This window comes from Clostridioides sp. ZZV15-6597 (genome assembly GCF_020657815.1).
GTDB lineage: Bacteria > Bacillota > Clostridia > Peptostreptococcales > Peptostreptococcaceae > Clostridioides.
Genome location: NZ_JAGWCT010000144.1, coordinates 1 through 8,418, shown reverse-complemented (window position 1 = coordinate 8,418; position 8,418 = coordinate 1). Strand labels below are relative to the sequence as shown.

Here is an 8,418-nt window from a genome sequence, read left to right as displayed (position 1 = left end):
ATTAAAATTAATATATTAGTTACTAAAGAATTTTTATCTCCACTAATAAGAGAAATACATATATTGAAAGGATACAAATTAGTAAATACATTTAAATCCATCAATACATTAATTATTGGTGGCACAAAGCAGATAATCTCAGCAGGAATAGTTAAAACAATAAATTGATTTAAACTTGATGCTCTACTTGCAAATATAAGCCCAAGTAATGAAAATATTATAGATGCAAAGAAGGTTCCTATAATTACTATCAAAATATTATTTAAATTTGCTGTAATTGCAATTACCATAGCTACAATACTAGATATCATTGACAATGAAATCATCTTTGATAAAATATATTCTGATATTTTTATTGGAGATACCACTAGAGAATTTAAAACTCTTTGACTCTTCTCAAGAAGTACAATTGCTCCCATAAAAAATAATCCCATTGCTGCTGGGTCAGAATAAATCATAATTATAGCTACCTTTTCTCTCAATAATGGTGGAAATGCATTAAGCAAACAAATATATACAATACTTAAAACAACATATAAAAAATAAAATCCATATTTAAATTGAAACTTTATATCTCCTAAGATAAGATTTTTTAATCTCATTGTAAATTCCTCCCTGTTATCTCAATAAAAATATCATTTAATGTTGGTTCACTACTATGTATTGATAAGAGCTTATTTTCCTTAATAAGCATATTTAATTTTTTGTCGTTACTAGTATCACTTAAAAAACATTCAGAAATTTTTTCTCCATTATCAAAATATGTATATCTAATTTTAACAGCACCTTTTGACATAATAAGATTATGTGGTGTATCTAATGCAGATATTTTCCCATTTACAATGAATGCTACCCTATCACAAAGCTCTGTTGCATCCAACATATTATGAGTTGTTAAAATAATAGTTTTACCTTTAGATTTTTCTGATAGAATCATATTTTTCATAATCTTACTATTTGATGGGTCAAGGCCACTTGTTGGCTCATCTAAAAATAATATATCTGGATTATGTAATAAAGCTTTTATAAAATTTAATCTCGATTTCATCCCCTTTGAATACTCCGATATTTTTTTATTTGCTTCATTTTCTAATCCTACTGATTTTAGTAGTTCTCCAATTGGTAGTAATTTTTTAGAATATAAAGAACCAAAGTATTTTAAATTTTCTATTGCAGTTAATTTTTCATATAAGCTAGGAAATTCAAAATCAACTCCTATATTCTCATAAAATTTATTTGAATGTTTTTTGCTTTCTATTCCATTTACAAGTACACTTCCTTCATAATTGGTTATCATACCAATTAGAATTTTTTGTAATGTTGATTTACCTGCTCCAGATGGTCCTAAAAATCCTAGTATTTCTCCTTTTCCAACTTCAAAATTAATATTTTGTAAAAATTTTTTATCTGTATAACTAAATGATAAATTATCAACTTTAATCATTTTTATCCCACCTTTTTATATATTTGACTAATTTATTTATATAGTCAATAAAAACCAATTTTTTTGTTTGTTAATACTTTTTAGTAAAAATACTAGCAAACAAGTTTAAAAATTTATTCCATAAGTTGTATAACTAGACCTCTTATCATCAATCTTAAAGCATCATCAAAACAATTCTCACCAACTTCATGTTTGTATAACATAGTAAGAAATACTGCTCTAAATGCCCCACTAAAATTTTCTACATGTTTATTTTTTGCATTTGGTATATAAGATATCATCTTACTAATTTCAAAATCATCATGCTTAAAATGTTCTTCAATTATATAATCTGGTAATTTTCGCATTAGTATTTCAAACTCTCCATTAATTAACAGATTTAAAATTGAAGTATCATCAACTAGCTTATAAAATTTCATAAATATATCTGTCAACTTATCATATGTAACACTTTCATCAAGTTTTTTTAATTCGTATAACATTTGGTTTTGTATTGAATCGTGTATATCTTTCAATACTTCAAAAAAAAGTAATTCTTTCGATTGAAAAAACAGATAAAAAGTTCCCTTTGGAATCTTTACTCGCCTTACAAGTTCATCAACAGTAGTTTTTCTAATACCATATTGCTCAATACACAAACTAGCCTCTTCTTTAAGTCTTTTAACTATGTACTCTCTTTCTTTATCAGAATATGATTTAGGCATCCTCTCATCTCCTATTTGACTAAATTAATCTTTATAGTCAATATAATTCTTTTACTCTTTAATGTCAATAAATTTATTAATTCTATTAAAAATCTTCGAAAATTCTGAATTTTATATAGCTTTTTTTATTCTATAATGTTATAATTAAAATATAAATAATATATTATTCTATTTTCATATCTATTTGCTTATTTTTTAACTTAGTTTCTAATAGCAGTAATCATATTTATCTTTTTAAATGTTCCATTTTTAATAAAAAATGAAGGAGTTGATTTTATGACTACTACTACAAAAAATCGTTTTTATGATTTTGTTCAAGAAAACTTAAATAAATATGTTGAAGTAAATTCTTATTTTAGCAGTTGCCCTCTATATGGGGAAATTATAGAAGCAGACAGCTTATCAATTACACTTTGTTCAAAATATATAGACGAATCTAATCCATCTTTAAACGAGACTTACACACTATATTTACCACTTAGCTCTATAATAGCTATTAGAACTATATAAAAAGGTTAATTAAATACAGGTTATTTTTATATAGTATGTAAGACTTTCTATATAAAAATAACCCTTTTCTATTTATACATTTTATACATTGAAAATATTAATACGTATATTTAAAGCTGTAAATAGAATCTTATAATTATTGATTGTTTCAGTTATCAATAATTCAAAATGGCTATTTACAGCTTCAATTTGTCATTATCTACTAGAAATATATTAATCTACTAGTATCTTATTTAACACTTTTTAATTTTACTAACTCCTTAAAGGCGTTTTGATTTGCACCTCCACCAACTTGAGTTGCTTTTTCTAAAGTTTTATTTTTAAGAACATCTTTTTGACTGTCATCTAATTTATCGCCAACCAAAATTACTGGTGACCCATTTTTTGCTCCTAGAGGACCAACTGCTAGACCGTCTATTAAATCATTTTGACTCTTGATTCCATTTTTAACTACATATGCATTTTTCAAAGTATCTTTTTTATAAAAATTATCTATTATCTTTGAATTTGTTTCGTCTCTACTACTACCAGATAATCTAGTTGGGTTTTTAAGTTTACTTTCCAAACTAGTTGATAAAGATACTGTACCTCCAATAATATAAGACTTCTCTATATTTAGTGAGTTTAAAAATTCATCTGCTCCTTGCAATTCGCTTTTTTCATTTGCAAGTATAATTGGAATATTATTTTCTGCTGCGGCTGCACCTACACTAATCGCATCAGCTAAACCTTTTACACCATTTACAACAGCTATTTGAGAGACATTTTTTATACTATTCAACTTTTGAGCTAATAGCAAGCTTGTCTTATATCTGTCACTTCCTGATATTCTTTCAGTTGATATATTTAAGTTTTTTAATTGTTGTTCAGTTTCTTTACTTATGGAATTTTCTCCACCTATTAAGTATACTTTTTTTGAACCTAATCTCTGTATTTCAGCTTTAGTTTTTGAATTCAAAGCTTCTTTTTGTGTTAATAGTATCGGTGAATTGATGGCAGATGTAAAAGGAGTTGCTGCCAATGCATCTACTATTGAACCTCCATTTACTAAAACTACATTTTCTGAAGAACTAAATCCATTTTGGCTAACTTTAATGGCAGTTTCATATCTATCACTACCAATTAAAGATTCATTTGGAATACTTTCACCAGAAGATTTTTCTGTAACAGCTTTTATAGTAAAATTACATGGATAAAACTTGCTATCTCTATTTATATCATAGAATTTTCCAGTACTATCTATAATGTAACTTTCTCCTAAGTTTGCTTTTGCTTTAAACGTATCGTAACCTGGCACATTTGATTCAGAACCTATAGTTGATTCTCCATTTTTATCTTCTATACTAACCACTATAGCACCTTTTCCTTCTGGTATATCAAAAGAATTGATTGGAACGGTTATGTATCCTGAATATTGTGTAGTACCCTCTTTTAATTTTTTCATATTATTTTCTTGAGGTATGCTATTTACTACTGGAGCATAATATATTTCATACTTAGCTCCTATACTCTCAGTTAAAAACATTACAGATTTTAGAGTCTCATCTCCCCTATTAAAGTCAAATACATTTGCAGCTGTTATTTTATTTGAAATTAAAGGAACAATACTTGCGTAGTCATGTTGATACATTTTTTCATCATCATTAGGTTTTTGACCTCCTCTGATTGAGAAATTATCTATATCAGACATAAGTGTCTTATCTTCATAAGATATCCAGAAGTATCCACGTTCAGAATTATAATCTCCCCAACTATTTTTTATTAGCCATGCACCATTTTTTGATGGTCTATTACTTGAATTAAAGTTATCTTTAGAATAATTATCATCCCAACCTACAACTGAAATAGCATGGTTAGTATTGAAACTTTTTGTTGGACAATAATATGAATTGTTGTCTTCACTTTGATACTTAATATCTTCATAATAACCTGATGTTACTGCTCCATACTGTAATATAGCATTTTTTGTAGAGTTCATATCATTACTTACACATACAGCATCTGTTACATTAAAAATAGTTGGTGCTGTATTCATATTAGCTGGTTTTGTTGCTCCTTGTGCTTTAGATATTTTACCGTTATATGGAATATCTTTTTCCAATTTAGGACCTGACCAAGATGTTAAGTATCCCATAGCTTCATAATTTAAAGCACCATCCATATCATTTACAGTCCATCCATATTCACCTTCTGAAGCCCACCATCTTAAATGTTCTTCTGATAAATCATAGTCTCCATAATTCTTTAATTTTAGAAAACTTTCTAAAGTTGCCATGGCTGCAAAATCCCAGCATATTCCAAGATTTTCTTGATTTTTTATTGAGGTCATTAATCCCAACTTTCTTGGGTCATAAGATGCTGGAGCTGTTCTTCCTTTACTTCGAACTTTAGTACCTTCCAATTGATATGGATTTGGTATAATCCCATTATATTTTTCTGTACGTCCATTTTTAGCATCTTCTAGATATTGTTTATAGGTCTCACTGTATTCAGCTTTTTTTATCTGATTCAATGTATTTCCATTTTCAGCTGATACAGGAATCGTTGACATTACTAAAATAGATATTAAAAATAATGCAATAAACCTTGATGCTTTTCTTGAAGCAAACTTTTTCATACTTTCTCCCCCTAACTTCGAGCTAATTTTTAAAAATTTAATACTATATATGACTAAATATTAATTATTTCTAAATATATAATCATTTAAATCAATTATACCAAAGTTTTCCTTTAAAAATAAATAGAATAAAATAAAAAGCTGAAATTATCTTGGATAAATTCAGCTTTTTATTTTATTCTTTAAGATATTTTTATTTAAATCCAATTACTGCAGCCCCTAATGCTCCTATTATCTGAGTATCTTCTGCAATAAATATTTTTTTATCTAATATTTCTTCTATCATTTTTACTAATACTTTACTCTTCGCAAGACCTCCAGTAAATGCAACTTCATCTACTATTTCTCCTCTTGCCAACATCGATGTTGACTTATTTGCAATAGATTTAAGTATTCCTGCTGCTACATCTCCAGTAGAAATATTTTGAGCTAAGAGACTTACTATTTCGGACTCTGCAAAAACTGTACACATGCTAGATATATTAACTGGTTCATTTCCTTGAGCTAGCGTATCAATACTTTCTATATCACTTCCCAAAAGATTAGAGGTAATTTCTAAAAACCTACCAGTACCAGCAGCACACTTATCATTCATTATAAAATTAAATACATTTCCATCTCTATCTAAATTTATAACTTTACTATCTTGACCACCTACATCTAAAATAGTCCTTACATTCTCATTTAAAAAGTAAACGCCTCTAGTGTGACACGTTATTTCTGTTACTTTCTTATCGGCAAAGTCCATTACCCCTCTGCCATAGCCTGTACCTACTACTTTTTTTATATCTTTTTTATCAATTCCATCGCTTAACAACTCATAAACTTGTTTAGATGTACTTTTAGGGCTCCATCCAGTTGGTATAATTATTTTTTTGACAATTTTTTCACCATCAAATAACACACCTTTTGTTGCTACTGACCCTGAGTCCACTCCTATACTAAACATAACCCCTCCTATTATTACTTCCTATAACATCTCTACAAACGCTTCAAATCTAGTTCTTAATTGTTCAGTATCTGATTTTGAATAATCAGTTTCAAGAGACATAAATGGCTTATTTTTTTCTTTTGTAACAAATTCTCTTACTCTGTAACTTTCTATATTAAATGTATGACAGGCTTGTAAAACTACATCTATTACACCATCTACATTATATTCATCTATTATTCTATCTAGTAATTCAATCCTATGGTCATTGTTCATCATACAAGAACAACCTATATTTATGTATTTTTGTGTTAAAGCATCATACACATCTTCTGTTTCTTCATCAACTAATAAATCATTTGATCTTATAGCTCCACAAAGTTCATATGCCACAACTGATGCTCCAGCATCTTCTAAAGTTTTAACTATCTTTTCACTTATTCCACCAATTGGAGAACCTGTTATAAGAATTCTTGGTTTATCTTTTGTAACTGGACATTCTCCTTTTTCATATCTTTCTTTCATATCATCTATAACTTTTCTTAAAGATTGCTTAAGTTCAGTATGGTCAAATTTAAAACCTGCTTGATATAGTACATTATGAAGTTCAAGACCTGTAAGTGCAGATGGTTGTAATTTACCAAGTGCATAAAACTCTTTTAAAAGTTCTCTCTCTTCATTCTTATCTTTTATGGCCGCTCTTATATCATCTTCTGTTATAGTCACGCCTAAAGATTTTTCAACCTCATCTTTTAATTTTACCATTTCATCTTTCCAAAGCTTATAAGCAAACTCACCTTTTGCAGTATTTGGTAAATGCATTACATATGTTGGTTTAACCTTTGCAAGCTCTTCATACATTTTTTTCTTGCCATCACAAGTAGTTTCTCCTATTAATAAATCAGAAAAATAGAAATATGGACATGTATCTGTTATTGCATGCCCATAACTTGATTTTATTAAAGGACAAAGATTTCTTGGTAACACTTTTTCTGCATCTGGAATTGGTTCTTCACTAACTCCACAAACACCTACTACTGTTGCTCCTGCTGCCATTGGAATCTCAACTGGAGTAAATGTGCAGAACACTCCAACCATTTTTTTCCCACTTTCTTTAAGTTCCTTTGCATTTATAAATCCTTTTTGTCTAGCTTCATTAAAACTATCAAATTGTTTTGGTAAATTTGCCATGAAAATATTCCTCCCAATTACTTCTCTTTATAATTCATTTTGTATTTTAAACAATAAAACGTAAATATTTCCATTAAAATACAAACCTCTACATTAGATTTTATCATGCTTTACCTTTCATCCATCATTGTTTTTATCAATGCAAATCAATATATATATAGATATATTTTATATCTATTTTAAAAATTTTACCATTTATCAATTAAGCTCTCTAATCCTCAATCTATAAGAAAATACTGCTGTTTCATGTAATTTATCAATTAATTTTCCATTTACATAAAATCCTACAAATGCTCCTATTCCAGGCATTAGTTGCAAAAATTTAGCTAAATCTAAATAATCCCTGTATTCTTGCTGAAATGTTCTCCAATCAAAATCATTGATATCATTTGGTAAATTTTTTATATACTCATCCCAATTACTCATCAATTTAAATGTTGTATTTATATTCGATTGACTAGAAAAAGCCAACTGCAATATACTTAGTATATAAATTCTTTCTCTATAATCTTTGACATCATATCCATATATTGAAGCAACGTCATATAAAAATTTTATCTTAATACCTAAAAGTAGAGGAAAATCAGAAAGCCCCAAAAAAATACCTCCAGCTCCTGTACCTGCTCCTTCAATCATTGCTATAGTTTTATAATTTTTAGCCTTTTCTTCAACTAACTTTTCCCTTTCTTCTAAGGATATATTTCTAATTGGTGACTTTGTAGCATATTTATATCCAAACAATACAGTTTTTGTCATTCCTTTTATTGAAGAAGTCATTATTTCATGGTATTTATCTGGCAACACTCCATTGAATTTATTTTGTATACCTTTTGAAGCTCTATCAAATATAGACGGTTTTTTCAATATATCTTTCTTCCATTGTTCTAATTCTTTTTTTGCTAATTCATTATAAGAAATCTCTTTATAATTTTTCAAATTTATCTCCTACTCTAAAATATATGTTTAATTAACTTACTTAATTAATTTAAATTTTTAATCTATTTAACCCACTAAATTAGAC

8 protein-coding genes are annotated in these 8,418 nt (G+C 27.8%); 1 reads left to right on the top strand and 7 read right to left on the bottom strand.

From position 1 onward, the window contains the following. The 3 genes from KGF52_RS19370 to KGF52_RS19360 form a co-directional block, all read right to left on the bottom strand. Positions 1–602 (bottom strand): ABC transporter permease (locus tag KGF52_RS19370; RefSeq protein WP_227841311.1); only part of this gene is annotated, 602 nt, incomplete at its 3' end. After that, positions 599–1,444: an ABC transporter ATP-binding protein gene (locus KGF52_RS19365; RefSeq protein ID WP_227841310.1), complete on the bottom strand. Its 846-nt coding sequence runs from the start codon at positions 1,442–1,444 to the stop codon at positions 599–601. The genes KGF52_RS19365 and KGF52_RS19370, both read right to left, overlap by 4 nt. A 113-nt stretch (positions 1,445–1,557) precedes the next feature. After that, on the bottom strand, positions 1,558–2,148 hold the full coding sequence (locus KGF52_RS19360) for a TetR/AcrR family transcriptional regulator (RefSeq protein WP_227828477.1): 591 nt from the start codon (positions 2,146–2,148) through the stop codon (positions 1,558–1,560). Between the two features lie 276 nt (positions 2,149–2,424). Between KGF52_RS19360 and KGF52_RS19355 the strand changes: the two genes are divergently transcribed. Next, positions 2,425–2,658: an ATPase gene (locus KGF52_RS19355; protein WP_227841309.1), complete on the top strand. Its 234-nt coding sequence runs from the start codon at positions 2,425–2,427 to the stop codon at positions 2,656–2,658. A 229-nt stretch (positions 2,659–2,887) separates the two neighbouring features. Here KGF52_RS19355 and KGF52_RS19350 read toward each other — a convergent pair whose 3' ends face one another. The 4 genes from KGF52_RS19350 to KGF52_RS19335 form a co-directional block, all read right to left on the bottom strand. Further along, positions 2,888–5,275: a cell wall-binding repeat-containing protein gene (locus tag KGF52_RS19350; protein WP_227841308.1), complete on the bottom strand. Its 2,388-nt coding sequence runs from the start codon at positions 5,273–5,275 to the stop codon at positions 2,888–2,890. Positions 5,276–5,468: 193 nt separating this feature from the next. Further along, on the bottom strand, positions 5,469–6,224 hold the full coding sequence (locus KGF52_RS19345) for an acyl-CoA dehydratase activase (RefSeq protein ID WP_227828475.1): 756 nt from the start codon (positions 6,222–6,224) through the stop codon (positions 5,469–5,471). A 21-nt stretch (positions 6,225–6,245) separates the two neighbouring features. Continuing rightward, positions 6,246–7,397, bottom strand: a complete 1,152-nt coding sequence (locus KGF52_RS19340) for a double-cubane-cluster-containing anaerobic reductase (RefSeq protein ID WP_227841307.1) — start codon at positions 7,395–7,397, stop codon at positions 6,246–6,248. 198 nt (positions 7,398–7,595) lie between these two features. Then, complete coding sequence (locus tag KGF52_RS19335) at positions 7,596–8,333, bottom strand: EcsC family protein (protein ID WP_227841306.1); 738 nt, start codon at positions 8,331–8,333, stop codon at positions 7,596–7,598. Positions 8,334–8,418 lie beyond the last annotated feature (85 nt).